At 70.4% G+C, this 2578-nt stretch carries 2 protein-coding genes; both read right to left on the bottom strand.

The genetic code is table 11. From position 1 onward, the window contains the following. Nucleotides 1-139 precede the first annotated feature (139 nt). Nucleotides 140-1672: an ISL3 family transposase gene (locus tag BCD48_RS16285; RefSeq protein WP_071049253.1), complete on the bottom strand. Its 1533-nt coding sequence runs from the start codon at nt 1670-1672 to the stop codon at nt 140-142. A 327-nt stretch (nt 1673-1999) separates the two neighbouring features. After that, a partial coding sequence (locus BCD48_RS52255) for a transposase (protein WP_206745013.1) occupies nt 2000-2578 on the bottom strand: 579 nt, incomplete at its 5' end.

The following is a 2578-nucleotide window of genomic DNA, read 5'->3' as shown; positions in this document are numbered from 1 at the left end:
ACCTCGCGAACGTCTGTGAGGTGGCCGATTTCGACCGCTTTGACCTCCACGACCGGCGCTAACGCACCGTTACCACCGAATGTGCGCCAGAGCCATGATTTCGGCTCTGGCGCTGATCCGGTGGTGACGGAGGGTGATCTCAGCCGAGCAGGATCCGGTGGCGGAGGAGTGGGAAGCCCGCGCGGCCGTACATCTGACGTTTGATCAGCTTGGTTTTCGTGTTCACGCCCTCGGTGCCGCCGTTGTGGTGGGCGCGGGTCAGGGCGGCGTTGACCGCGTCGCGGTCCAGTTCGAACCCGCGTGTGCAGGCGTGCAGGTGGGGCAGGTCGGCGTCCCGGGCCTGGGCGATCCAGGCGGTCAGCTGCGCTGCGTTGCCGTCGGCGGGGGTGAGTAGCGCGGCGAAGGAGCGGATGAGCCCAGCGAGTGTGGTCATCTCGGGGCAGGCCGCGGTATGGGTGTCGATGATCTCCCGCTGATGCTCTTTGAGCTGGTCAGGGGCGGTGAGCAGGTAGCGGGTGAGGCGTCGCGGTGAGATCGCCTGGCGGTCGGCTTCGACTCGGCCCTGGGTGATGTAGCGGTAGAGCAGGTTGAGGCTGCCGGTGTAGCCCAGGTCCTTGATCTCCTCGAACAGTCGGGCGACGGGGAGGGCCGGGTCGTGCTCGCGTCGCTGGCGCAGGTGGTCGCGGTACGGGTCGACGAGGGTGGGCCGGTACTGCGGCGCCCGGATCAGCCGCTCGGGCTCGGGGATGCGCGCGTAGCGCTTGACGGTGTTCAACGACAGGTTCAGCCGGCGGGCGCATTCGAGGAGGCCGACCTGCTTGTCGAGCAGCTCGTGGACCTGGGTCCACCGTTCGCGGGTGGTGGTGGCGCGCTGGCCGTCGCGCCGGGGCGGACCGGCCGCGGCCCAGCAGCCGCTGTGCGCGGCGACCTCCTTGCCCACGGCCTCGGAGACGTTGTGCCACAGGTGCCAGCGGTCTCCCACCTGCACCGCGTCGGGCAGCGCGCGGCGGACGGCCTCGGCGTAGGCGCCGGAGCCGTCACGGCAGACGACCTCGACACCGGGATGGGCGCGCAGCCACGCCTCAAGGGTGTCGGCCGTGCGGTCGGGCAGGACATCGACGCGCTGGCGGGTCTCGGCGTCGATGAGCACGGTGGCGTAGCGGTGGCGCCGCCGCAGGGCGAAGTCATCGACGCCCAGGACCCGGGGCACCCGCCTCGCCGGGACGGGCAGGCGCAACAGGCAGCGCAGCGCGGTGTGCCGCGATACGACCACGGCCAGCGCGGACAGGACCCGCGCCCCAGCGCGGCCGGCCAGCTCCCGCACGACCACGCCGACCTGGGCCGCCAGCCGCGAGGTCCGCCGCTGGTAGCGCTCCACCACGCCTGGGACCTGTTCCCGGAACGTCTGGAGGCACCCGCGCGTCGGGCAGACCAGGCGACGGACCCGCACGTCCATGAGCACGCGGCGCGCGTCCAACGGCACATCCGCCAGCGTCCGCGCGTGATAGCCGTGCACCCGCGCCGTCCGCGCACCACACCGCGGACAGGCAGCCGGCGCGTCCGGCGTCCGGGCCTTCACCCGGATCCGGTCCCCCTCGTCCGCCACGTCCTCCACGACAAGCGGAGCCAACCCCGAAAACACCATCGCCACCAGCCAATCCACACCAACCATGACGCATCGTGACATAGCCGGTCGGATCTGCCACCACCGGATCAGCGCCAGAGCCGAAATCATGACAGGCTCGCCACGCCACCTCCTGCCCGCCGTCGCCGATGGTGCGGTGGTACTGCCGAAGCCACACTGCGCGCAGTGTGACCACGGCCGGGACCTCGCGCAGCCAGGCCGGTGCGCCGCCGGTGTGGACGGCCTCCAGCAGGTCGAACCCGTCGACGCCGACCTGGATGGCCATCATTTTGCGGTTGTCGTCGCCTTTCGGAATCCGGTAGGAGTCCATCCGGGCACCGTATCGGCTTACCCATGCGGCGTTGATCTGTCCGGTCAGCCAGTCCGGCGCGGCCGCGGCCAACGCCTCCAAGGCCGCGCGCAGCGTCTCAGCGAGGAACTCCAAGCCGATTGGCCGAGCGCACCGCCGCCAGCACATGCGTGGGTGCGTTGCCGACCGCCTGCCTTGACCAGCCCCAGCTCGGACAGCCGGACCAGCAGCAGATCCAGTACCTTCTCGTCCAAGCCGTGGTCGATGAGTCGCTGGCGGAAACTGGTCAACACCGTGTGATCGAACCCGGGATCAGTCAGCTCCAGCCCGAGCGCGTATTTCCGGTCGATCCGCGCCCGCACCGCGTCAGCCGCCTGCCGGTCGGTGAGGCTCTCCGCGAAGTGCAACACCGTGACCAGCGCCAACTGCCCCGGCGAGATACCGGGTCGACCGCGCGCACCGAACGCCGAGGCGAACTGCTCGTCAGCAAACAACTCGGGCAGCTCATCACGAAATCGGATCGCCAGCGTGCCTTTCGGGAACGCCGCACAGCAGGGCTGCGACAAAGTCGTGGGCGGCGTGTCGGCTGGCGTCGTGGGCCTGTAGCGGCTACGGCTGCCGGGTGTACCGGCCCGCGACGGCCG

Source organism: Pseudofrankia coriaricola (assembly GCF_001854805.1).
Lineage (GTDB): Bacteria > Actinomycetota > Actinomycetes > Frankiales > Frankiaceae > Pseudofrankia.
The sequence above is the reverse complement of the archived record's forward strand: the minus strand, read 5'-3'. Positions and strand labels throughout refer to the sequence as shown.

What these genes read in the sequence shown, in the direction of transcription:
- BCD48_RS16285 (WP_071049253.1), bottom strand. Translation starts at nt 1,672, where the DNA reads ATGGTTGGTGTGGATTGGCTGGTGGCGATGGTGTTTTCGGGGTTGGCT.